This is a genomic window from Actinoplanes sp. NPDC026623 (assembly GCF_040638275.1).
In the GTDB taxonomy this organism is placed as follows: domain Bacteria; phylum Actinomycetota; class Actinomycetes; order Mycobacteriales; family Micromonosporaceae; genus Actinoplanes.
Window position 1 is genome coordinate 1 of the sequence record NZ_JBEZXZ010000145.1, and the last position, 22,758, is coordinate 22,758.

Consider the following 22,758-nt stretch of genomic DNA (forward strand, 5'->3'; position numbering starts at 1 on the left):
GCGAACGACGGCGACCGGCCGACCGGGGCTCAGCCGTTGTATGCCGCGAAGATGCGGCTGAACTCGTACGGCTGCTGTGGGATGTTCGTGCACATGTACAGCGCGCCGGTGCAGGCGTTCTTGTCGCGGCCCAGCTCCCAGAAGCTCAGCATGCCGAGATGCCTGCCCTGCGCGAAGCTGACCAGCTGGCGGGCGTCCGCCTGGTCGTAGATGCGGCCGTCGTCGTTCGCGCCCAGCATCGGGGTCACGCCGACCATCTTCCACATCTGCGCGTCGGTGCGGCCGGGGTACAGCGACTTGAGCTGGTTGAACGTCGAGTTGGCGGCGTCGACGGCGAAGTTGCCGTAGTCGCCGTTGCGGTAGTAGTCCATCGCCATGACGTTGACCAGGTCGACGGTGACGCCGGCGTCGCGCGCCGAGCGGACCACGTTCAGCCCGTCCGCGGTCAGGCCCTCCGGCAGCACCGGCAGCGTGAACGACACCCGCAGCCCGGGGTTGGCCCGCTGCAGGGCGGCCAGCGCCTGCGAGCGCCGGGCCACCGAGGCCGGGTCGGCGGTCGCGCTGCCCTCGATGTCCAGGTCGATGTACTTCAGGCTGTAGGCGCTGACCACGGCCTGGTACTCGGCCTGCAGCGCGGACACGCTGGTGCACGCCTGCGCCAGCTCGATGCCGGTGGCGCCGCCGAACGAGATCTTCACGTCGCCGCCGCGGGCGCGTACCGCGTCGATCTGGTCGCGCGCCCAGCCCTGCCGCGGGTCGTACGCGTTGAACCACATGGCCTTGCAGGCGGACGCCGTGATGAACGCCAGCGTCACATTCTTGAGGTTTCCGCTGCTCACCATCGTGGGCAGGCTGGGCGACGGCCACGCGCCCATGTCGACGTACGGTGCGTGCGCGAGCCCGCCGGTCGGCGGCGGCGAGGTCGGCGGGGTGGTCGGCGGGGTGGTGGGCGGCGTGGTCGGCGGGGTGGTGGCGTCGCAGGCGCCGAGGTCCTCCCAGAGGGAGGCCGCCGCGACCGGATTCCATCCGGCACCGACCGGCGGGGTGTGCGCCACCCGGGCCCGGTAGAGGCGCCCGGCGTAGGTGACCTGGGCGCCGGCGGCGTAGCTGACGCCCTCGGCCCAGGCGGGTGCGGTGCAGGCCGCCATGACCGCGCCGGCGGGCGCGGCGAGGACGGCGGGCGACGTCATGACTCCCGTGGCGATGGTCAGGGTGGCCGCGGCGACCGCCATCCATCGGTGCGAATGCCTCATCGCATCTCCTTGCTCGAATGTAAATCGAGCGTGATGGATGTTACGTCAACTGTCAACACTCTTAATAGTTTCCGCCGGCCGGCCGGGGACGCCTGCGCGACCAGCACGAGGGCCGCGCCGCAGGCCGCGACCAGAATCCACCCCGGCCGGGTCGCCGCGGCCAGGCCGCCCGCGCCGGGCTCCGCGACCAGGCCGCCGGCCAGGGCGATGCCGAGCGCCGCGCCGACCTGACGCGCGGTCGACGCGATGCCGCCGGCCACCCCGGACCGGGCCGGCGGCAGCCCGCTGACCGCGGTGTTGGTGATCGGCGCGTTCGCGAAACCCACCCCGGCACCCACGAACAGGTACGCCACCAGCAGCACGAGCAGGGGGGTCCGGTCGTCGAGCCCGACCAGCAGGGCGCCGCCGGCCACGGTGCTCGCGCCGGCCAGCCGCAGCGGCAGGCGCGGTCCCAGCCGGCCGACCAGGTAGCCGGAGAGCGGCGCGCACACGGTGGCGGCGAGCGCCATCGGCAGCGTGACCGCGCCGGCCGCGACCGGGCTCAGGCCCCGCACCTGCTGCAGGTAGATCGTGCCGAGCAGCAGCGTGGTGTTCAGCGCCAGGAAGATCATCGTCGCGCCGCCGACCGCCGCGGCGAACGGCGGACGGCGGAACAGGCTCAGGTCCATCAGCGGCTCGGCCCGGCGGGTCTCGACCCGGGCGAAGGCGAGCGCGGCCGCGGCGATCACGGCGTACGCAATCTGCGACCACCCGGACCACCAGCCCGCCCGCGGCCCCTCGATGAGGACCGCGACCACCGCCGCCACCAGCAGGCTCAGCAGCACCTGGCCGGGGAGGTCCAGGCGCCGGGGCCGGGGCGAACGCGACTCCGGTACGTAGGCGGCGGTCAGCGCCAGGACGATCGCGATGATCGGCAGGTTGGCCCAGAACACCGCCCGCCAGCCCAGCCCGGCGATCAGCGCCCCGCCGAGCACCGGCCCGGCCGCCATGCTGAGCCCGAACACCGCCGCCCAGATCCCGATGGCCTGCGCCCGCTGCCGTGGATCGGTGATCACGCTCACCACGATGGCCAGCGCCACCGGGCTGAGCATCGACCCGCCGACGCCCTGCACCACCCGCGCCGCGACCAGCGCGTCCAGCCCGGGAGCCACCGCGCAGCCCACCGAGCCGAGCGCGAACAGCACCAGCCCGATCCGGAACACCCGCCGCCGGCCGAACCGGTCGGCCAGCGCGCCGGAGGTGATCAGCAGGCCGGCCAGCACCAGGGTGTAGGCGTCGACGGTCCATTCCAGCTCGGGTACGCCGAGGCCCAACTCCCGCCCGATCGACGGCAGCGCCACATTGACCGCCGTGGTGTCCAGCCCGACCAGAAAGATGCTGGTGCAGCAGATCGCCAGCACCAGCCGTCCGCGCGTCTTGTTCACGACCGTCTTGTTCACGACCGAATGCTCGCCGCGCCGGCCCCGACCCGGCCAGCGAACTTGCGAAGACCGCAAACTGGTCCCATGGATCCTTCACTGGCGGAGCTGCTCGACGGCATCGGCGCCCGCCTGCGCGGCATCCGCCGGGACCGCGGCCTCACCCTGGACGACCTGGCCACCGCCACCGGCCTGTCGGTCAGCACCCTGTCGCGGCTGGAGTCCGGCAAGCGCCGACCCACGCTGGACCTGCTGATCCCGCTGGCCCGTTTCCACCGCCTGGCCCTGGAGCATCTGATCGGCGCGCCGCCCACCGGCGACCCGCGGGCCCACCTGACCCCGCGCCGCAGCGAGCCGCGGACCGGCAATCCCAGCGTGGTGGTGCCGCTCACCACGTACCCGAGCCGCCTGCAGGTCTTCAAGCAGATCCTCGGCCCGGGTGACCGCCCGCCGAACCGGGTGACCCACCCCGGGCATGCCTGGTTCTACGTCCTCGCGGGCGACGTGCGCCTGCTGATCGGCGACCGCGAGCGGCTCTTGCATCCCGGCGACACCGCCGACTTCGACACCGCCGAGCCGCACTGGTTCGGCCCGGCCACCGACCGACCCGCCGAGATCCTGCACCTGTACGGCCCGCACGGCGACCGCCCCGGCGCGTAGGGCGCCGCCATGATCCGCCAGCTGCGCCCTAGTGAGCCGGCAGGATGCGCCCGCGAACCTCACCGAGGCCGATGACGGCACCGTCCGCGCCGGGCGCGTACGCGCTGATCACGACCTCGTCGCCGTCCTCGAGGAAGCTCCGGGTCGTCCCGTCCGGCAGCCCAAGGGGCTCCGCGCCGCCCCACGACAGCTCCATCAGCGAGCCCCGCTCGTCAGGGCGTTCGCCGCTGATCGTGCCGGAGGCGTAGAGGTCGCCGGTGCGCAGCGACGCGCCGTTGGCGGTCAGGTGCGCCAGCATCTGCGCGCCGGTCCAGTACATGCCGTCGAACCGCGGGCGGGAGACGACGTGGCCGTTGAGCCGCACCTCGAGCCGCACGTCCAGGCCCCACGGCGGCGTCCGCGAGTCGTCGAGGTACGGCAGCAGCGGCACGGTCCGGGCCGGCGGCGCCACCCGGGCCGGTTCGAACGCGGCCAGCGGCACGACCCAGGGCGAGACGGAGGTGGCGAAGGACTTGCCGAGGAACGGGCCGAGGGGCACGTACTCCCAGGCCTGGATGTCGCGGGCGGACCAGTCGTTGACCAGGCAGACGCCGAAGACGTGCTCGGGGAACCCGGCGAGGCCGACCGGGCTGCCGAGCCGCGACGGCGTGCCGACCACGAAGCCGAGCTCGGCCTCGATGTCGAGGCGCTGCGACGGCCCGTAGGTGATCTCGCCGTCGGCGCCGCGGCGCTGGCCGCGGGGGCGGACCACGTCGGTGCCGGAGCCGACCACGGTGCCGGCCCGGCCGTGGTAGCCGATCGGAAGGTGTTTCCAGTTCGGCGTCAGCGGTTCCTGCCCGGGCCGGAACATCCGCCCGATGTTGGTCGCGTGCTGCTCGGAGGCGTAGAAGTCGACGTAGTCGGCGACCGTGAACGGCAGGTGCAGGACGGCGTCCCGGGCCGGCACCAGGTGCCGGCCGAGCCGCTCACCGAGGGCGGTGTCGGTGAGCCAGGCGGTCACCAGCGCACGCAGCTCGGACCAGGCCCGGGGGCCGGCGGCGAGCAGGGCGTCCAGCGACGGCCCCGACACGGCGGGGGCGAGCGGCGGGGCCAGGCTGCGTACGGCGGGGGCCAGGTCCAGGATCATCTCGCCGATCGCGACGCCCACCCGGGCGCCCGGGTCCGACGCCGTGCTGAACACCCCGTAGGGCAGGGTGGCGATGCCGAACGGATGATCCGCCGGGACGTCGAGCCAGGTCGGGGCCGAAACGGTGGTCAACGCGGGTCCTCCGGGAGAAGTCCGAGGTGCAGCAGGCCGTCGACCGGCTCGGTGACGCTGCACGTGCCGAAACTGACGAAGTGGTGGCGGACCCGCCCGGCCAGGTCGTCGCCGAGCCCGGCGACCGCGGAAGCCACCCGTGCGCCGTCCTGATCGGCGAGCGCGGCGGCGACGTCCCCGCCGTCCAGGGCGCGGGCGGTCGCGAGGAGCACGTTCAGGAAGCCGTGGTGCTCGAAGCCGGTGGCGGGGTCCCGGTGCCGGATCGGGTCGTGCAGGCCGGCGGTGAGCTTGAAGGGCAGGCCGCCTCGCACGGCCGCCGTCAGGACGCCGGCCAGCTGCCGTTCGCCGGGGAAGGCCGTCGCGACCAGGCCGCCGGTGCGGATCTTGAGGCGCAGACCGGCGCCGGACAGCGTGGCGACCTGTGCCGCGGTGACGTCGGCCCAGGGCAGCTCGACGTAGGTGTGCACCGCCGGGGGCACCTGCCGGCCGACCGTGGCGACGAGGTCGGTCAGCGTGGCGGCGGACGCCGGAGCCTCCAGCGCCACCAGGTCCACCCGGGGCTCCGCGCCCGCCTGCGCGACCGCGGCTGGCACGTCCTGCGCGCCGCCGGGCAGGGTGAGCGACACCGGCAACCGGGGCCCGTCGGCCAGCGTCCGCCTCAGCTCCTCCCACCGGGGCAGGGAGCAGACGAAGGGACCCGGCAGCGGCGACGATCGACGGTCGCGGTACGCCCGCACGGCGTCCGGCATGTCGGCGTTGCCCGGCGGGAAGATGGCGGCGTCGTCGAAGAGGCCGACGAACAGCTGGGTCACGAGGCCGGTCCCCGCCCCGCCCAGGTCCAGGCGTACCGGCCGTCGTCGCAGGCCCGGCCCGCCTCGCCGAGGCCGAGCGGCCGGAAGGTGTCGACCATGACGGCGAGCTCGTCGAACCGCTCCGCGCCGAGGCTGGCCTCGATGGCGCTCGGCTGCGGGCCGTGCGAGTGGCCGCCGGGGTGCACCGAGACGGAGCCGACGTTGATCCCGGAGCCCTTGCGGGCCTCGTAGTCGCCGCCGACGTAGAACATGATCTCGTCGCTGTCCACATTCGAGTGGTAGTAGGGGACCGGCACCGACAGGGGGTGGTAGTCGACCTTGCGGGGCACGAAGTTGCAGACGACGAAGTTGGTGCCCTCGAAGACCTGGTGCACCGGCGGCGGCTGGTGCACCCGGCCGGTGATCGGCTCGAAGTCGGCGATGTTGAACGCGTACGGGTACAGGCAGCCGTCCCAGCCGACGACGTCGAACGGGTGCTGCGGCAGCACGTGCACGGTGCCGGCCAGGCCGGCCGGGCCGTCGCCGCGGTGCTTGATGTAGACCTCGACGTCCTGCTGGTCCACCGAGCGCGGCGCGTCCGGCGTCCGCAGGTCGCGCTCGCAGTACGGCGAGTGCTCCAGGAACTGGCCGTAGCGCGACAGGTAGCGCTTGGGCGGGGCGATGTGGCTGTTGGCCTCGATGACGTACAGGCGCAGCGGCTCGTGCCCGGCCGGCACCCAGCGGTGCGTGGTCGCCCGCGGAATGATGGCGTAGTCGCCGGCGCCGACCGGCAGGTCACCGAAGATCGTCTCCACGGTTCCGGCGCCGGACTCGACGTACACGCACTCGTCGCCGGTGGCGTTGCGGTAGAGCGGCGACGCCTCGCCGGCCACCACATAGGCGATCCGGACGTCGGCGTTGCCGAGGATGAGCCGCCGGTCGCGCACCGCGTCCCGCGACTTCCACTCCTGCTCGCCGAACAGGTCGTGCAGCTTGAGGTGCCGGGGCAGCAGCGGCTGGTTGGGCACGGTCGACAGGTCGGGCAGGTCCCAGGCGCGCGCGTCGACGATGGCCGAGGGCACGTGCCGGTGATAGAGCAGCGACGAGTCCGAGGAGAAGCCCTCCTCGCCCATCAACTCCTCGTAGTAGAGCCTGCCACCGGAGTCGCGATGCTGGGTGTGCCGTTTGGCCGGGATGCTGCCGGCCCGCTGGTAGTGCGCCATCCGTACCGCCTTTCGTGCCGCGGTCCCCAGCTTTGAGGAACGGGGCCGTGGTGCACAACACGCCCAGTCAGGAGCGCGCATTCTGTGCAGTAATGCGGCCCTGAGCCGGAGCACCTTGCACAATCTGTACAGCACGCGGATCATCCGTCGCCACGATTCTCCCCCCGCGTCCCCCTCGTGGAGAGACATCGCTAACAGAACCGGGGCAGGTGATGGGCGAGCTGGGCGCACCATGACGGCCAGTCGTGCGGGACGTGGTGACCCCAGAGATCCAATTCATGGCGTACGCCCTTGGCCGTCAGCAGCTGCGCCATGCGCCGGGTCGACTCCAGGGACCCGGTGGTGTCCTCCCACCGGCCCTGCCCGCACACGAGCTGGATCGACAGCCGCGAGCGCAGCCAGTCCAGGTGGTCGCCGTGCAGGTTCGCGACGTACGCGGCGGGGTTGTTGAAGTAGACGGCGTCGCCCGGCTCGCCCCAGCCGCGCCAGGTCGTGGGGTCGTAGTTGCCGGAGAGGCAGAGCGCCAGCGGGAACAGATCGGCCCGCTTGAAGGCGAAGTTGAGGGCGTGGAACGCGCCAAGCGAGCAGCCGGCCGTCATGATCTCGGCGGCCCCGCCGCTGTCGGCCCGGACATGCGGCACCACGGCGTCGAGGATCCACGACTCGTACGCGCCGTGCCGGAGCGCGCGCTCCTCGAGCGGAAGGTCGGCCGCCGACCAGGTGCCGGCGTCGAACGCGTCGACGCAGTAGAGCTTGACCCGGCCCGCGTCGATGAGGCCGGCGACCGCCGACACCCCGCCCCGGTCGGCGAACTCGCGCGCGTGCCCGTTCTCGGTGGGGAACACCAGCATCGGCCGGCCGTAATGCCCGTAGGCGGCGACGGTGCCGCGGGCACCGGCGGGAGACTGCAGGTCTGCCGCGTAGTGACGCATGCCGACATCCTCCCCCGATCCGAGGGCGCACGCGGTGCCGGGATCGCGGAGGGCGCGATCCCGGCCGCGTCGCGACGGGGTCAGGGGCGCGGGTGGAGGCGCCGCTCGAAGCCCGGCATGTCGATGTGCGGGTCGAGACCGTCGCCGGAGGACACCTGGGAGGCGAGCCGCTGGGTGATGCGGCGGGCTCCGGGCCGGCGGCGGCCGTTGGCGTCCGGGACCTCGGGCCGGCTGAGCAGCTCGGCCATGTCGCCCATCGAGCGGGCGATGTCCTCGAACGGGATGTACAGGGCGCGGTTCGCGGCCGAGCCGAGGTACTCGAAGGGCTCGGAGCCGGCCAGCGCGACGAACCGGACGCCCAGCATGTCCAGGTTGCGGAAGGCGGCCGAGTCGAGCATGCAGACGACGTGCCGGACGTCCCAGCGCTCGCCGGCGACGATGAACGCGCGGTAGAGCATGCTGCTGACGGTCAGGCCGTTGCGGTCGGCGCGGTAGCGCGGCAGCACCGCGAGCGTGGCGTAGTCCCAGATCTTGCCGCCGTCGTGCATGCCGTGCATGTCGACGATCTTGGACAGCGGCACGCCGATCAGGTCGGGCGCGTCGTCCAGGGTCTTGCCGCCGCCCTCGATCGCCCGTGCGGCGCCGGCCGGCAGCCCGGTCTCCCGGTCGAGGATCAGGAAGAAGTAGCTCTGCTCCTCGTACGCCGTGTACTCGGCGACCATCGCGGCCTCGTCCAGCCCGAAGGACTCCTCGAACACGATCCGCTCGACGGTCCGCGCGATGTCGGCCAGCGGGTCGTGCGCGGCGAGGGCCAGGGCGACGAAGCGGTTCTCCGACGGGTGTTCGCCGAGCGCCTTGGCGCAGAGCTCACCGAGGGTGGCGTCGTCGAGGGCGTAGGACATCTGGGGACTCCTTAGCGGGTGCCCAGCGAGGGGGATGAGCTGCGCGCACCGGGCATACAGGGGAAATCGAACATATGAAGCATTCTTCACATAACTTGCTATGTCAAGAATTTTCAAATCACACCGGCTCGCGCTAAATCGCCGCCCGGCGATGCGTTGCCGAGGGCGGTATATCGTCGGACCGCAGCCGGGGCGGCGGAGGGAGGCGGGGTGCGCCGACGAGGATCCCGTCCGTTGTCGCCGAGCCCGCCGCGAGGCTGGGCGTGGGTCCGGCTGTCGACCGGCGCCGGCATCGCGGGCCTGCTGATCGCCGCGGGCACCGCCGTGCTGGCCCTGCTGATGAAGTTCGCCGACAAGCAGCACCACACCTTGGTGATGCTGTCCGCCGGTGCCGCCGCGCTGGCCGCGGCCGGGTTCGCGGCGGCCGCGCTCGGCAAGGTCGCCGACCTGCGGGCGACCCGGGCCGGCCGGGACGGGCAGTGGCGCGCGACGGTGCGGGAACTGGTGCGCACCTCGCCCGCGGACGCCCTGCCGCGGCTGTCGGCGCTGTCCGACGAGGCGCTCGGCGTCACCCCGACCCGCTACGCGAAGGCCGGCGCCGCCCCGTACGTCGGCCGGCCGTGGGCCGACGCCAAGCTGGCGGGCCTGCTCGGCCGCGACCGCCCGCCGTTCCCGTTCGTCGTCCTCGTCGGCGTGTCGAAGGCGGGAAAGTCACGCACCGCCGCGCACGCCGCCCGCGCGGCGTGGGCGCGGGACGACCCGGGCGTGCTGCTGCCGCGCGGCGGCGAGGCGCTCGCCAAGCTGATGCGGCTCGACCCGCCGCTGCCGTTGAGCGCGCCGGCCGCCGTCTGGCTGGACGACCTCACCGTGGCCGACCTGACCCACCTCGCCGACGACGTGCTCGACGCCGTCGCCCGGCACGGCCCCCTGGTCGCCACCATGACCCAGGACCGCTGGGAGAGCGTCCGGAACAGCAGCGGCGACATCTCGTCGACGGCTCGCGCGGCGCTGCTCCGCGCCGACCACCTCACCCTCGACTTCGAGCTGACCGAGGCGGAGGCGCGGGAGGCGCGCTGCCTCTATCCGCACGAGGAGCTCAGCGCGAGCATCGGCGAGACCCTGGTCGGGGCGCAGTGGCTGCTGGAACGCTACCGCGCCGGGCGGATGGTCGAGCCCGCCGGCCACGCGGTCGTGCAGGCGATCGTCGACGCCCGGCGGGCCGGTCTTCCCCGGCCGATCGAGACCGGCGAGCTGCTGCGGCTGTTCCCGCGGTACCTGCGCAGGATCCGGGTGGACCTCGACCCGACCGCCGAGCTGCTCCGGCAGGGCATCGCGTGGGCGCGGCAACCGGTCGCCTCCCAGGTGGCGCTCGTGACGACCACCGGGTCCGGCGCCTGCGACGTGCTCGACTACATCGTCGCGGTCGAGGAGGGCTGGCACGACGAGCCGCGGCGCCCGGTGCCGGACGAGACGTGGTCCGAGCTGATCGAGGCGGTGCCCGCGAAGGACGCCGCACCGATCAGCATCGCCGCCTACCTGCGGGGCCGGCTCGGCACGGCCGTCGACGCCATGCGGAAGGCGGCGTCGGGCGGCGGCGACGAGGCGGCGACGGCGGCCTACAACCTCGGCGTGCTGCTGGCCGAGCGGGGCGACCCGGACGGCGCCCGCGACAGCTATCGCACCGCGGTCGCGGCGGGCCACCCGGACATCGGGCCGTTCGCCGCCTACAACCTCGCCCGCCTGCTGGAGGATCAGGGCGACCGCACGGAACCGCCCGCGTTGTACCGGGCCGTGATCGACTCCGGAGACCCGCAGATGGCGCCGATGGCGGCGTTCAGCCTCGGCCTGCTGCTGTCCAGCCTGGGCGATCGGGCGGGGTCCCGGGAGGCCTACGGCCTGGCGATCGCCTCGGACCATCCCGAGTACCGCCCGCGGTCGGCCTTCAACCTGGGTCGTCTCCTGGCCGAGGACGACGACGTCGAGGGCGCCAGGGTGGCCTTCCAGGTCGCCGCCGACTCCGGGCATCCCGTGCAGGCGGCAAAGGGCAACCTCAGCCTCGGCCGGCTCCTCGCCGAGGCGGGCGATCCGGAGGCCGCCCGGGCGGCCTTCACGGCCGTGCTCGACTCACCCTTTCCCGAGTACGCCTCGAAGGCCGCGAACGACCTGGGCTATCTGCTCGCCGGACTGGGCGAGGCCGACGCCGCCCGGGCGGCGTACCTTCGCGCCATCGACGCCGATCACCCCGAATACTCGCCGCACGCGGCGCTGAACCTGGCCGCGCTGCTCGTCCGGCAGGGCGACGACGCCGGTGCCCGCGCCGTCTACCAGCGCGTACGGGACTCCGGCCACGCGGACTTCGCGCCCGACGCGGCCGTCAAGCTCGGCATGCTGGCGCAATCCGCCGACGACCTGCCGGCCGCCCGGGCCGCGTACCGGATCGCGGTGGACTCGGGGCATCCCGTTCACGCGCCGGAGGCGGCGTTCTCGCTGGGGCAACTGGCGGACGACCCCGAGGCCGCCGTGGCCCACTACCGGCTGGCCGCCACGGCCGCCGACCCGGAGATCGCCGGGCAGGGCGCCTTCAACCTGGGCAACCTGCTCGCCGAGCGCGGCGACGCCGACGGGGCCCGGGAGGCCTACCGAACGGCGACGGCCGCCGGCCACCCGGAGGCCGCGGCGCGCGCCACGGTCGCGCTCGGCGCCCTGCTGTACCAGGCGGGCGACCTGGCCGGCGCCGAGCAGGCCTTCCGGCGCGTCGCCGGGTCCGAACACGCCGAGTTGCGGGCGATGGCCCAGTTCAACCTCGGCGTCATACACGCCGATCGGGGCAGTCACGAGGACGCCCGGGAGGCCCTCCGGGCCGCGATCGCCGGCAACGATCCCGAGATGGCGCCGAAGGCGGCGCACCGGCTCGCCGGGATGCTCGCGGCCCGGGGCGACGCGGACGCCGCGCGAGACACCTTCGAGCAGGCGATCCGGTTCCGGCACCCGACGTTCTCGGCGCTGGCGGCGTTCGAACTCGGCACCATCCTCGACGGCGGCGACGACGAGAGCGCCCGCGACGCGTACCGGGAGGCCCTCGGTTTCGACGTCCCCGCCCTCGCGCCGCTCGCGGCGGTCGCCCTCGCGCGCGTGCTGGCCAGGCTCGGCGACGCCGCGGAGGCCGCGCGGGCCTACGCGCGGGCGATGGACTCCGGGCACCAGGACATGGCGCCGCTCGCCGCGCTCGAACTCGGCCGGCAGCGCGAACTGGCCGGCGACATCGACGGAGCGCGGACCGCCTACCGGACGGCCGCCGATTCGGCCCATCCGGAGCACGGGCCGGCCGCGGCGCTCGACCTGGGTGCCGTGTCGGCCGGGCACGGCGACATCGACGCCGCCCTGGCGGCGTTCCGGCTGGCCGACGCGTCCGGGCACCCCGAGGCCGCGCCGATGGCGGCCTTCAACGTGGGACTGTTGCTCGTCCAGACGGGAGACCTCGCCGGGGCCCGGGTCGCGCTGGAGCGGGTGGCCGGCTCGCGGCACCCGGAGCAGGCCGCGAAGGCGACGGCCCTCCTCGACCGGCTCGCGGCCGCCGACCCGAACGGCACGCGTCGCCGGGACCCCGGCGGCGACGCCACGTCGTCCTGACGATGTCAGCTGGCGGGATCCCGGGCGCCACCCCTTGCGTATATCCCAGCTGCAAGGTAGGAAATACGCATGCCATCGCCCGTGCGACTCACCCGACGACTCAGCATCGACCTGTGTCGTCTCGCCGGCATGACCTGTCGCTCCTGACCCGAGCCTCGGCCGGGTCACCGCGCCGCTGATCCACCTCACCCGTACCCCCTTTCTCGCCATCGCCGCGCCCGCGTGGCGATGGCGCGCACCCAGGAGTGACCCAGTGAGCACCTCGCTATCCACCCCGCCGGCCACCGGGAGGCAGGCGGCGGCCGACGCTTCGCCGGTCGCCGCGCCGGCCGCCACGCGTCCCCCGCGCGCACCCGGCGGCCGACGCCGGCGGATCGGACTGCGGGTGCTGGCCCTCGGCGTGCTCTACCTGCTGTGGGAGCTGACCGCCCGGGCGGCGGGGAACCCGACGTTCATCCCCTCGCCGGCCGCGGTCTGGGACCAGCTCGTCCTGACCTCCACCACCCACGACGGCATCCGCGGCTACAGCGGCCACCTGCTCATCGAGCACCTCGCCGTCAGCCTGCGCCGCATCCTCATCGGTTCCCTGATCGGCGTCGGCGGCGGCCTGCTGCTCGGAGTCGGAATGGGAACCGTGTCCTGGATCCGGGTCGTCGTCGAGCCGGTGGTCACCTTCGTCCGCGCGCTGCCGCCGCTGGCGTACTTCAGCCTGTTCATCATCTGGTTCGGCATCGACGAGACCCCGAAGCTGTGGCTGCTGTCCATCGCCGCCCTCCCGCCCGTCGCCGTGGCCACCGCCTCCGCGGTCTACTCGGCGCCGACCGAACTGGTCGAGGCGGCCCGCGCGCTCGGTGCCGGGCGGTGGCAGGTCGTGCGTGACGTGGTGCTGCCCAGCGCGCAGCCGGAGATCTTCACCGGGATCAGGCTCGCGGTCGGCATCGCGTACTCCTCGGTGGTCGCCGCCGAGACCATCAACGGCGTCCCCGGCATCGGCGGCATGGTCCGCGACGCCCAGCGCTACTCACAGACCGACGTCGTCGTGCTCGGCCTGTTCGCCATCGGCCTCTCCGGCCTGCTCATCGACGCCCTGCTGCGGACTGCCGAGAATCGGCTGATCCCGTGGCGGGGCCGCGCCTAGATAAAGGAACCGCCATGAAGATCCCCCGCCTGTTCGCCGCCGCCCTGCTCGTGGCCGCCACCGCCGCCTGCGGCAACGGCGCCGCCAGCGGTAACACCGACCCGGAGCAGAAGACCATCCGGATCGCCTACCAGGCGTTCCCGAGCGGTGACCTCATCGTCAAGAACCAGGGGCTGCTCGAGAAGGCCCTGCCCGGCTACCGGATCACTTGGACGAAGTTCGACTCCGGCGCCAGCGTCAACACCGCCTTCGTGGCCAAGAGCATCGACATCGCCGCGATCGGCTCCAGCCCGGTGGCCCGGGGCCTCTCCGCCCCGCTGAACATCCCGTACCAGGTGGCCTTCGTGCTCGACGTCGCCGGCGACAACGAGGCGCTCGTCGCCCGCAACGGCAGCGGCGTCGACTCGATCGCGGCGCTGCGCGGAAAGAAGGTCGCCACGCCGTTCGCCTCGACCGCGCACTACAGCCTGCTCGCCGCGCTCGACAAGGCCGGCATAAAAGAGTCCGAGCTGACCATCGTGGACCTGGAGCCGCAGGACATCCAGGCGGCCTGGACCCGCGGCGACATCGACGCCGCCTACTCGTGGCTGCCGTCGCTGGACGCGCTGAAGAAGACCGGCAAGGTCCTGGTCACCAGCCGTGAACTCGCCGCGGCGGGCAAGCCGACCCTGGACCTCGGCGTGGTCTACACCGCGTTCGCCGCCGCGCACCCGGACGCCGTTGACGCGTGGCGCAAGGCCGAGGCGCAGGCGCTCGACCTGATCGCGACCGACCCGGCGGCCGCCGCCAAGGCGGTCGGCGCGGAGCTCAACATCGGCGCCGACGACGCGAAGGCGCAGCTCGCACAGGGCGTCTTCCTCAAGCCCTCCGACCTGTCGTCGGACGAGTGGCTCGGCACCGAGGCGAAGGTCGGCCAGCTCGCGCAGAACCTGCTCAGCGCCGCCGAGTTCCTGAAGGCGCAGCAGAAGATCGACGCCGTGCCCGACCTGGCCACCGTCGAGAAGGCCATCTACGTGAAGGGCCTGCCGAGTGTCCTCTCCTGACACCGCCTCCGCCGCCGGGGCCGCGCAGGCCCCGGCGGCGGAGCCGGCCGCCATCGAGATCAACCAGGTCGAGCACGTCTACGGCGCCGGCGCGTCCGCAGTCACCGCCGTCGGGCCCGTCGACCTCACCGTGGCGGCAGGGGAGTTCCTGGTGCTGGTCGGCGCGTCCGGCTGCGGCAAGAGCACCCTGCTGCGGCTCATCGCCGGGTTCGAGGAGCCGACGTCCGGCAGCGTGCGCACCGGCGGCGCCGCGCCCCGCCCCGGCCGCGGCGCGGGGCTGGTGTTCCAGCAGCCGCGGCTGTTCCCCTGGAAGACCGTCGGCGGCAACGTCGAACTGGCGCTGCGGTATGCCGGGATGTCCCGGCACGAGCGGGTCGCCCGGGTGCCCGAACTGCTGGCGAAGGTCGGGCTGACCGACGTCGCGCAGCGCCGCACCTGGCAGATCTCGGGCGGCCAGCAGCAGCGCGTGGCCATCGCCCGCGCGCTCGCCGTGGAGAACCCGCTGCTGCTGCTCGACGAGCCGTTCGCCGCGCTCGACGCGCTCACCCGCGAACGCCTGCAGGAGGATCTGCGCCGGGTCAGCGCCGCGACCGGCCGCACCTCGGTCTTCGTGACGCACAGCGTCGACGAGGCCGTCTTCCTGGGCAGCCGGGTCGTCGTGCTCAGCGCCCGCCCCGGGCAGGTCGCCCTCGACATCGCCGTCGACCTGCCCCGGAGCGGGCTGCAGCCCGACGAGCTGCGCGGGCTTCCCGCGTACGCGGCGCTGCGCGCCACCATCGGACACGCCGTCCGCGACGCGGCCGCCGCGTGAGTGCCTCGGTCGTTCTCAGACCCTGCGGTCGCGCTGGGCGACGCCCTGCGGCCCGTACGGGTACTCGCCGGTCACCGGGGTGCTGGCCTCGTCGAGCAGAGCGGTCTCCCGCTCCGACAGCGTGAGGCCCGCGGCGCCGAGGTTGTCCTCGAGCTGGTCGAGGGTGCGCGCGCCGAGGATCACCGAGGTGACGGCCGGCTGGCGGGCGAGCCAGGCGAGCGACACCTGCGACATCGACACGCCGCGTGCCTCGGCGACGCCGCGGACCGTCTCGAGGATGTGCCAGGTGCGGGTGTCGGAGTTGCGCGGACCGTACGCCTCCATGCCGCGGCCCGGGTCCTCGCCGAGGCGGGTGGCGCCGGTGGGCTCGCTGTCGCGCCGGTACTTGCCGGTCAGCCAGCCGCCGCCCAGCGGCGACCAGGGCAGGATGCCGATGTTCTCGTTGCGGCACACGTCGACGAGCTCGAACTCGATCTCGCGCACCAGCAGGTTGTACTGCGGCTGCAGGGTGACGATCGGCGCGAGCCCGCGGAACTGGGTGAGCAGCGCCGCCTTCTGCAGCTGCCAGCCGAGGAAGTTGCTCACGCCCGCGTACCGGATCTTGCCGGCCCGAACCGCGTCGTCGAAGAAGCCGAGCGTCTCCTCGATCGGGGTCAGCGGGTCCCAGGCGTGCGCCTGGTAGAGGTCGATCGTCTCGACGCCGAGGCGGCGCAGGCTCGCGTCCAGCGCGCGGGACAGGCTCACCCGGGTCAGCCCGGCCGAGTTCGGGTCGTCGCCCATCGGGAAGCGGCCCTTGGTGGCGATGACGAGCCGGTCGCGGGCGCCGGGCCGGGCCGCGAGCCAGCGGCCGACGACCTCCTCGGAGCCGCCGCGCGAGTAGACGTTCGCGGTGTCGATGAAGTTGCCGCCGGCCTCGACGAAGCGGTCGAGCTGGGCGTGCGACACCTCCTCGCTGCTCTCCTTGCCGAACGTCATCGTGCCCAGGCACAGGGTCGACACGATGGTGCCGGTGCCGCCCAAGGTGCGGTACTCCATAAGCCAGCTCCTAAACGTCGAGGTGAAACCATCATCCCCTCTGGACGGTCGCCGAAACGGGCGCGCCGCCCGGCGGCGGTCGGGCCGCGGGGCGGCGACGGGTCTCCGGCGTCGGCACCGGCCTTCCGGCCGGTCAGAAGCCGGGGAAGACGGCGCGTAGTTCGTCGAGCGAGATGTTGCCGGTCACCTCGAGGCCGGCCGGGGTGTACCTCGGGGTCAGCCGGCCGTAGAGGAGCCGCATCGCGGCCTCCAGCGGCCCGCCGAACGTCGCGGTCGGCGGCAGTGCCTCGGTAGTGAGCCGGACCCGGTCGTCGACGACGATGCGGTACGGCGTCCGGTCGATGTCGACCACGGCGGGCCCGCCCGCCGCGCCGGGCTTGCCGATGAAGCCGAGCAGGAAGCCCAGGCCGCCGCTGAGGTGCTCGGCGAGCAGGTGGGCCGACGGGTCGGCGAGGGCGGCGGCCGGGTCGGCGCCGGCCCGGACGTCCCAGTTGTGCTGGGCCACCTCGCTGAGCCGCATGGCGGCGAACGACGCGAGCGGGAGCGGCTCCGGCAGGAAGCCGAGCTTGACCTGGATGTCGTCGTGACGCTTCTCCGGGACGGCCTCGAGCGCGGCGACCAGCGCGGCGTCGGACTCGACGCTGCCCGAGGCCTGGTCCTGCGGGCTCAGGGCGTTCCACCTGTCCCAGACCCCCTGGTTGAAGTCCGGCGCGGGCGCCTCGGCCTCGCCCAGGGACGACCGGAGTCCGGCGAGCGTGATCTCGGCGCCACTGCCCAGGTGGGACAGGACGTCGGCGACGGTCCAGTCGGCGGCGCCGGACGGGCCGGTGAGCTGTTCGGCGGAGAGCGCCGGGACCGTGCTCGCGAGGGCATCGTGCTCGCCGCGCAGGGCGGCGATCGTGCGGCTGGCAAGATTCGTCATACGCCAAAGCCTAGGTTTCATCCACGGCCCGCTCGGTGCGAGGCGCCACTTTCAGTCGTTTTGATCTTCGTGAGGCGGGCCGACGACGATCTCCGAGGTGATCGCCTTCGGCAGGCCGAGCAGGCCCCCGGTCGTGTTGCTCAGCAGGCCGGCAAGGCTGTCCTCGGCGATCGCATGCGTCGTGACCCGGTACTCGTCGCCGTACGTCAGATCTGCCGTTCTCAGCGTGCAGGCGTAAAGGTCACGGCCCTTCGCGACGCACGGCCGCACGCCCAGGTCGCCCAGTCCCACCTTGATGTTCCGGTAAACGATCACCACTCGGTCGCCGGGGTCGACGGATACGTGCACCGGCACCTCGATGCTCAGCGCTGACGAGTGCCGCGACGACGGTGGCGTTACGGTGGCGTGCGGGGCCATGGGGGGCGCCTGAGTGCGCGGCGCGTTCGGGGAGCGCCCCGGATCGGAACTCGGCTCGGGGGACGGGGTGTCCGGCGACCTGTCCGCAGGGTGCGGCTTCTCCGCAGCGGGCCGCTTGCCCGGTGGCTGCTCGGGCGTCGCCCGCGGTGGCTGCTCGGGCGTCGTCTCCGGCGCGACCGCAGCCGGACGATCCTCGTGCACGAAGTAGGCGGCCAAAGCCACCGCCGTCGCGGTGGTGACGCCGCCGGTCAGGAGGATCGTGATTTGCAAAACGCCCAAAGTCGCCCGGACCCTGGCGAACCGCCGCCACAGGCGTTCCCAACGGGTGATGCGGCTGACGATGGTCTGATTAATGACTAGCGTGTGTTCCCGGCGATGAAGGAGAGCGACATCGACGTCGCGGGGGCCTCGGGAGGCGCTCGCGTCGTTCCGTCGATCCTTCCGAGCCACGGTGATCTCCGCATCAGAGAATGTGGGCGCTGTGGCGCCTGACTCTGATAACGGTTCGGAGGGGAACACGTCACGCGGAGAATTTCGCGTCGCCGTGCGAAGTGGATCGTTGAGCAGGGCGGTGTGGTCAGGAGGTGCGGTGTCGGGCGAGGCGTACGCTGCCGAGTCGGCCCCTGCCTTCCGGGCCGACCCCAGACGCCCGCCCCGGTCGTGGATCTTCAACCTTCTGATCGGCCGTCACCACTGGCTGGTCCTCGATGTCCTGGTCTCCGCGAACGCGGTGGTGCTGCGTACCATTCAGCACATCCGCTGGACCGACGCCGACCCCGTCGTGGTCTCCTCCGAGTCGCCGCAGCGCGGCGGGCGAGGACGGGCAAGGCGGCGACGCGACATCGAGATGATCAATCAGTTCGAACGGGACTGGCCCCCGACCACCGACGCCGACGATGTCGCGTTGCGCGACGCCGCGTTTCGGCTGGCCCGCAAGCTGCTGACCCCGTCCTTCACGGAGCTGCTGCTCAGCGGCCGTTCCATCGGGCCGGACGTGGCGATCGCACTGCCCGGCGAAGAGATCGCCTCGGTGCTCCAACGGATGCAGGGGCGGTGCCGGCCGGAGTCCTTGATCGCCCGGCCGCGGTCATACCTCGGGATCAGGTCGTTCCAGCTGCTGCGGACCCGGCCTACGGCTTCGCCATCCTGACGGATTCGTTGTGCAACTCGTCGGCGAAGTCCGACAGCAGCTTGCCGACCTGCTTGGGGTAGAACGGCTCGGTCTCAGCAAGGGCGCTCAGGATCGCCTCCCCGGCCTCGATCAGGCCCGGACCGGCGCCCAGGGACTGCAGCTGCAGGATCGCCACGTGCACGTCGGTCCGCACCCCGTTCGACGGGTCGTTGATCGTCTCGACGGCTCCGCGGTGAAGGGAATCGCCGGCATCGTGCATCCTGAAGAGGATCTTCTGCCGGGTGTCCCAACCCCGCCTGGACCGTTCAACGGCGACATCGAACGACTTCCAGATGTATCCCGCCATAACGCCGAGGGCGGCGGCGACGAGGCCGAGCATCTCTTTGGGCACCGAGCAATCATGCGACAAACCAGACGTCCGCGTCTCGACTGATTCTGCCCGCACCTACCGGCGCCCCGGCGGCGCTACGACACGGTGACGGCGTCGATCAGCTGGTCCTGGCCGCCGCCGACGTACAGGTTGACGGTGCGCACGTCGCCCAGCGCCGGGCAGTTCGGGGCGAGGGCGGTCAGGTCGAGGGCGTAGCCGCCGCTCCTGTCCGGGCGGGCGTCGCCCTGGCACCAGGCCCACCCGGCACCGGTCTGGAACGACACCGCGAACGAGCCGTTCGACGACGGCGAGGCGAAGCTGAGCGTGGCCCGCGTGCTCAGGTCGACAGGCGTCGCCAGGGTGGCGCCGAACCAGCCGCCCGCGGTGCCGGTGAGGCGCAGGCTCTGCGTGCCGTCGGCGTGGAAGCCGGTGCTGGTCGACGTGGTGCCGGCGTCCGGGTTGAAGCTTGCCGCGGCCCAGCCCTGCACGCCGTCCTCGAAGTCGAAGAGCTTCTGCGGCGCGCCGGGCTCGGGCTTCACGGTGACCGTCACCGTGGCGGGCGCCGAGCGCCGCCCGCGGTTGTCGGCCACCGTGTACGTGGTGGTGGCGCGGCCGGAGAAGCCCGCGGCGGGCGCGAAGGTGATGGTCCCGTCGGCCGCGGCCGCGAACGTGCCGCCGGTGACCACGGTCGCGCTCAGCGCGATCCGGGCCGGCACGATGGCGGTGGCCGGCCGGTAGACGATGTCGTTGGCGACGGCCGGCACCGAGGCGGTGACGCCGAACTCGACCGTTGCGGTGTCGTCGTCGGCGACCGGCGGGAACGTGTGCGCGAGCCCGCGGATCCGCCGGCTGAAGTTGCCGAGCGCGGTGCAGACCGGGCTGGGGCAGTAGACGGTGAACCCGTCGTAGTCGCCGTAGAGCGACCCGTCGTCCAACCGGTCGGAGAGGATCCAGTACAGCGCGCCGGCCTGGCCGGAGCTGACGACGGCGTCCGTCCACCGCTGGTAGACGGCGTTGCGCTCGGTCTTGCTCTTGAGGCCGAACTCGCCGAGCATCGCCGGCTTGCCGATCCGGCGCGCCGCGGCGGCGTGGTCGTTGATCCAGCCGGTGCCCCAGTCGGCGGTCCTGCCCCATCCGTCGGGGTAGAGGTGGTAGCTCATCAGGTCGATGTTCCTGAGCGCGGCCAGCGCGACCGTGTCGACGCCCTCGCCGCCGTTGCGGGTCCAGTCGTCGCTGCCGGGCTGGTCGGCGAAGAAGCCCTCGTCGCCGGCGGTCACCAGGTGCTTGCGGTCGACCGACTTGATGAATGTGGACATCTCGTCGGCCCAGGCGGTCACGGTGGCGGTGGTGCAGGTCGCCGACCTGGGGTACCTGCCGGAGCCGACGCAGCGCGGCTCGTTCGCCAGGTCCCAGGCCATGATGGTCGGGTCGTTTTTGTACTTGACGCCGGTGACGGTGTTGGTGCGCTCGAGCAGGTGGGCGATGTAGTCCTTGAACCAGCGGCGGATCGTGGGGTTCGTATAGAAATCGTCGTGGTTCGCGCCGCCGGCCCATTCCACGTACCGGTCCATGCCGCCGAAGTCGCCCCAGTTGTTGGTGAACGGGATGATCAGGCGGACGCCGTCCTGCCGGGCCCGCGCGATGACGCCGTCCAGCCGCTCCAGGCCGTCCGGGCCGTCGTTGTACTTCGGGTGCCCGGTGCCGTCCCAGTACTGCAGGTAGACGCCGTTCTGGCTGCCGGCCGTGGGATTGGCGCCGTCGGCGGTGCCGGTGTCGAACCAGCCCCAGGTGCGCAGCACGGTGAAGCCGGACGCGGCCGCCTTGTCGATGACGTTGTCGCGGGCGGTCGCGGACTGGTAGTGCAGGTAGTAGTTGTTGGTGCCGGCGAATCGGAACGGCTTGCCGGCGAGCGTCAGCCGGCTTCCGGTACGGGTCACGAAGGCGCCGGTGGAGGCGCCCGCGGGCGCCGGCAGCAGCGGGGCGGCAAGGGTCACGCCGAGCGCCGCGGCCAGCAAAGCCTTCAGTCCACTCATGAGCGACGGGTTCATCGGGTGTCCCTCCGGGAGCCTGCGCGCGGGGTGACGACAGGGTTGCGCCCTGTGCCCGAGAATCTAAACGCACTTAACTTAGAGGGTCAAGACGCCGGGACGCGACGCAGACCGATATTTCCCATCGATCACCTTCGAGGCGTTCACTCTTGACACGGCAAACTTAAGCGGCTTAATAATGTCCCCACCTCCTCCGCCGCCGCTGACGGCGATCGATCTAGGGATCCGCTGATGCGTAGACGTTCACCCCGGCGTGCGGGCCTTGCCGTCGCCGCGCTCGTGCTGTCGCTCACCGCCTGCACCGACAGCTCCTCGGACGGCAGGTCCACCGGCGACGCCGCGAACAGCTCCATCACGATCTTCAACGGCGCCACCGGCACGATCGTCGAGAACTGGAACCCGTTCTCGCCCACGCTGCTCCAGCCCACCGAGGGCCTCATCTACGAGCCGCTGTTCTGGTACAACTTCGCCAGCCAGTCGAAGCCGGCGCCGATGCTGGGCTCCGCGTACGCCTGGGATCCGACCGGCAGGACGCTGACGCTCACCATCCGCGACGGGGTCAAGTGGTCGGACGGCGTGCCCTTCACCGCCAAGGATGTGGCGTTCACGTTCGACCTGATCCGCCGGACCCCGGCGATCAACGCGACCGGCCTCAAGATCGTCTCGTCGGTGGCGAAGGACGACAGGACGGCGGTACTCACGTTCCCGAATCCGTCCTACACCGACGAGGCGGCGATCATCGGCAACACCCCGATCATCTCCGAGCACGTCTGGAGCAAGATCGCCGATCCGGGCAAGACGACCAATCCGCACCCGGTCGGCACCGGGCCCTACAAGCTGAAGAGCTTCTCCGCGCAGAGCTACGTGATGGAGAAGAACCCGAACTACTGGCTGGCCGGCAAGCCGGAGATCCAGAATGTCCGGTACATCTCGCTGGCCACCGCGGACGCGGCGAGCGCCGCGCTGATCGCCGGCCAGGTCGACTGGATGAGCTCCTTCCTGCCCGGCCTCGACCAGCTGCTCAAGAACCAGAAGAACCTGACCTACGTGAACACCCCGGCGCTCACCACGTCGATCTTCACCTGCGCCGGCGCCGACCTCGGCTGCAAGGGGCCGCAGACCGACGTGGCGGTGCGCCAGGCCATCTACCACGCCCTCAACCGCGACCAGCTCAACAAGCTGGCCGGCGGCGGGTTCGCGCAGACCGGCTCGCCGACCCTGCTGCTGCCCGAGCGGGACAAGGACTGGATCGCCGACCCGGCGAACCTCACCACGCCCGGCGGGCCCGACGTGGCCAAGGCCAACCAGATCCTGGACGCCGCCGGCTGGGCCAAGGGCGGCGACGGCATCCGCGGCAAGGCCGGGCAGCGGCTGTCGCTGACCATCCAGACGGTCACCGGCTGGAGCGACTACATCTCGCTGAACGACGCCATGACCCAGGAACTCAAGGCGGTCGGCATCGAGCTCAAGCCGACCCAGCTGTCCTGGCAGGAGTGGAACACCAACCAGGTGCAGGGCAAGTACCAGCTCTCGCTCGACTCGATCGGGCTGGGCGGCTCGACCAACCCGTACTTCACCTACCAGCCGAAGTACTCCACGGCCACCACGGCCAAGGTCGGCGAGGCCGCCGGCACCAGCGGCAACTACGCCCGGTACTCGAACCCCAGGGTGGACGCGGCGGTGGGGGGCGGCCCGGGCGCAAAAGAACCGGGCGGGCCGAAGGATGAGGAAGGCGGCCGACAGAACGAGATTGGTCGCGGACATAGGGTAATAAA

Annotated in this window: 19 protein-coding genes; 7 read left to right on the plus strand and 12 right to left on the minus strand. The window is 72.4% G+C overall.

Annotated elements, in window-relative coordinates:
- Positions 1-29: 29 nt before the first annotated feature.
- Positions 30-1,253 (minus strand): carbohydrate-binding protein, encoded by a 1,224-nt coding sequence (locus AB0F10_RS32045; RefSeq protein WP_360633483.1) that lies wholly within the window; start codon positions 1,251-1,253, stop codon positions 30-32.
- On the minus strand, positions 1,250-2,692 hold the full coding sequence (locus AB0F10_RS32050) for an MFS transporter (RefSeq protein WP_360633486.1): 1,443 nt from the start codon (positions 2,690-2,692) through the stop codon (positions 1,250-1,252). Before AB0F10_RS32050 ends, AB0F10_RS32045 begins: the two co-directional genes overlap by 4 nt.
- A gap of 66 nt (positions 2,693-2,758) precedes the next feature.
- Between AB0F10_RS32050 and AB0F10_RS32055 the strand changes: the two genes are divergently transcribed.
- Positions 2,759-3,331, plus strand: coding sequence for an XRE family transcriptional regulator (locus AB0F10_RS32055; RefSeq protein WP_360633489.1), 573 nt, complete (start codon positions 2,759-2,761; stop codon positions 3,329-3,331).
- Positions 3,332-3,359: 28 nt separating this feature from the next.
- On the opposite strand, the gene fahA is transcribed toward AB0F10_RS32055, so the two are convergent.
- The 5 genes from fahA to AB0F10_RS32080 form a co-directional block, all read right to left on the minus strand.
- On the minus strand, positions 3,360-4,589 hold the full coding sequence (gene fahA, locus AB0F10_RS32060) for a fumarylacetoacetase (protein WP_360633492.1): 1,230 nt from the start codon (positions 4,587-4,589) through the stop codon (positions 3,360-3,362).
- A complete protein-coding gene (locus AB0F10_RS32065) occupies positions 4,586-5,401 on the minus strand; it encodes a hypothetical protein (protein ID WP_360633495.1) in 816 nt (271 codons plus the stop codon). Before AB0F10_RS32065 ends, fahA begins: the two co-directional genes overlap by 4 nt.
- The gene (locus AB0F10_RS32070; protein ID WP_360633498.1) at positions 5,398-6,603 is read right to left on the minus strand and encodes a cupin domain-containing protein; all 1,206 of its coding nucleotides are present in this window, start codon (positions 6,601-6,603) and stop codon (positions 5,398-5,400) included. The genes AB0F10_RS32065 and AB0F10_RS32070 overlap by 4 nt, the downstream gene beginning before the upstream one ends.
- A gap of 191 nt (positions 6,604-6,794) precedes the next feature.
- A complete protein-coding gene (locus AB0F10_RS32075; protein WP_360633501.1) occupies positions 6,795-7,535 on the minus strand; it encodes an alpha/beta hydrolase-fold protein in 741 nt (246 codons plus the stop codon).
- A gap of 80 nt (positions 7,536-7,615) precedes the next feature.
- Positions 7,616-8,437, minus strand: coding sequence for a hypothetical protein (locus AB0F10_RS32080; protein WP_360633504.1), 822 nt, complete (start codon positions 8,435-8,437; stop codon positions 7,616-7,618).
- Between the two features lie 210 nt (positions 8,438-8,647).
- On the opposite strand from AB0F10_RS32080, the gene AB0F10_RS32085 reads away from it, so the two are divergent.
- The 4 genes from AB0F10_RS32085 to AB0F10_RS32100 all read left to right on the plus strand — a co-directional run bounded on the left by AB0F10_RS32085 (position 8,648) and on the right by AB0F10_RS32100 (position 15,059).
- The gene (locus AB0F10_RS32085; RefSeq protein ID WP_360633507.1) at positions 8,648-12,067 is read left to right on the plus strand and encodes a tetratricopeptide repeat protein; all 3,420 of its coding nucleotides are present in this window, start codon (positions 8,648-8,650) and stop codon (positions 12,065-12,067) included.
- A gap of 253 nt (positions 12,068-12,320) precedes the next feature.
- Complete coding sequence (locus tag AB0F10_RS32090) at positions 12,321-13,205, plus strand: ABC transporter permease (RefSeq protein ID WP_360633510.1); 885 nt, start codon at positions 12,321-12,323, stop codon at positions 13,203-13,205.
- 14 nt (positions 13,206-13,219) lie between these two features.
- On the plus strand, positions 13,220-14,248 hold the full coding sequence (locus AB0F10_RS32095) for a glycine betaine ABC transporter substrate-binding protein (protein ID WP_360633513.1): 1,029 nt from the start codon (positions 13,220-13,222) through the stop codon (positions 14,246-14,248).
- Positions 14,235-15,059 carry an ABC transporter ATP-binding protein gene (locus tag AB0F10_RS32100; protein WP_360633516.1) on the plus strand — a complete coding sequence of 275 codons (825 nt, stop codon included), beginning with the start codon at positions 14,235-14,237 and terminating at the stop codon, positions 15,057-15,059. The genes AB0F10_RS32095 and AB0F10_RS32100 overlap by 14 nt, the downstream gene beginning before the upstream one ends.
- Positions 15,060-15,074: 15 nt before the next feature.
- Here the strand turns inward: AB0F10_RS32100 and AB0F10_RS32105 are convergent, their stop codons facing one another.
- From AB0F10_RS32105 to AB0F10_RS32115, 3 genes are all read right to left on the minus strand, one after another.
- The gene (locus AB0F10_RS32105) at positions 15,075-16,094 is read right to left on the minus strand and encodes an aldo/keto reductase (RefSeq protein ID WP_360633519.1); all 1,020 of its coding nucleotides are present in this window, start codon (positions 16,092-16,094) and stop codon (positions 15,075-15,077) included.
- Positions 16,095-16,227: 133 nt separating this feature from the next.
- Positions 16,228-17,016 (minus strand): maleylpyruvate isomerase N-terminal domain-containing protein, encoded by a 789-nt coding sequence (locus AB0F10_RS32110; protein ID WP_360633522.1) that lies wholly within the window; start codon positions 17,014-17,016, stop codon positions 16,228-16,230.
- 51 nt (positions 17,017-17,067) lie between these two features.
- Entirely contained in the window at positions 17,068-17,883 is an 816-nt protein-coding gene (locus AB0F10_RS32115) for a hypothetical protein (RefSeq protein ID WP_360633525.1), read from the minus strand.
- A 139-nt stretch (positions 17,884-18,022) separates the two neighbouring features.
- Between AB0F10_RS32115 and AB0F10_RS32120 the strand changes: the two genes are divergently transcribed.
- On the plus strand, positions 18,023-18,583 hold the full coding sequence (locus tag AB0F10_RS32120; RefSeq protein WP_360633528.1) for a hypothetical protein: 561 nt from the start codon (positions 18,023-18,025) through the stop codon (positions 18,581-18,583).
- Here AB0F10_RS32120 and AB0F10_RS32125 read toward each other — a convergent pair.
- Both AB0F10_RS32125 and AB0F10_RS32130 read right to left on the minus strand, forming a co-directional pair.
- Positions 18,564-18,956 carry a hypothetical protein gene (locus tag AB0F10_RS32125; protein WP_360633531.1) on the minus strand — a complete coding sequence of 131 codons (393 nt, stop codon included), beginning with the start codon at positions 18,954-18,956 and terminating at the stop codon, positions 18,564-18,566. The two genes, AB0F10_RS32120 and AB0F10_RS32125, sit on opposite strands and share 20 nt — an antisense overlap.
- A 74-nt stretch (positions 18,957-19,030) precedes the next feature.
- A complete protein-coding gene (locus tag AB0F10_RS32130) occupies positions 19,031-20,983 on the minus strand; it encodes a cellulase family glycosylhydrolase (protein ID WP_360633534.1) in 1,953 nt (650 codons plus the stop codon).
- A gap of 231 nt (positions 20,984-21,214) precedes the next feature.
- Between AB0F10_RS32130 and AB0F10_RS32135 the strand changes: the two genes are divergently transcribed.
- Positions 21,215-22,758, plus strand: a 1,544-nt coding sequence (locus AB0F10_RS32135; RefSeq protein WP_360633537.1) for an ABC transporter substrate-binding protein, incomplete at its 3' end; no start/stop codon positions are given.